At 57.1% G+C, this 487-nt stretch carries 1 protein-coding gene; it reads left to right on the plus strand.

From position 1 onward, the window contains the following. Window positions 1-38: 38 nt before the first annotated feature. On the plus strand, window positions 39-487 hold a 449-nt coding region (locus J5M71_RS27650; protein WP_207838748.1), incomplete at its 3' end, for a ferritin-like domain-containing protein.

The following is a 487-nucleotide window of genomic DNA, read 5'->3' on the forward strand; positions in this document are numbered from 1 at the left end:
GTTGATCACTGGGAAATCATCAAGAAGAGGACTCGACAATGGCTACTCCACAGGAAAACCTGCTCGACTGGCTGCGTGATGCCCATGCCATGGAGCAACAGGCCGAGCAAATGCTCAAGGCACAATCCAAGCGTCTGGAACATTACCCGCAGCTCAAGGCGCGCATCGATCAGCACATCGAAGAAACCCTCGGCCAGCAGAAACTCATCGACGAATGCCTGCAACGTCTGGGCGGTGAATCCTCGACGATGAAAGACCTGGGCGGCAAATTGATGGCGTTCGGTCAGGCTGTTGGCGGCTCCTTGATGAGCGATGAAGTGATCAAGGGCGCCATGGCCGGCTACGTTTTCGAAAACATGGAGGTCGCCAGCTATACCGTGCTGATCGCAGCGGCGAAAGCGGCGGGGGACACGCAGACGCAGAAGGCCTGCGAACAGATTCTGCCGCAGGAAGTGGCCATGGCTGAATGGCTGCTCAAGCATTTGCC

The organism is Pseudomonas sp. 43(2021) (genome assembly GCF_017490805.1).
Classification (GTDB): domain Bacteria; phylum Pseudomonadota; class Gammaproteobacteria; order Pseudomonadales; family Pseudomonadaceae; genus Aquipseudomonas.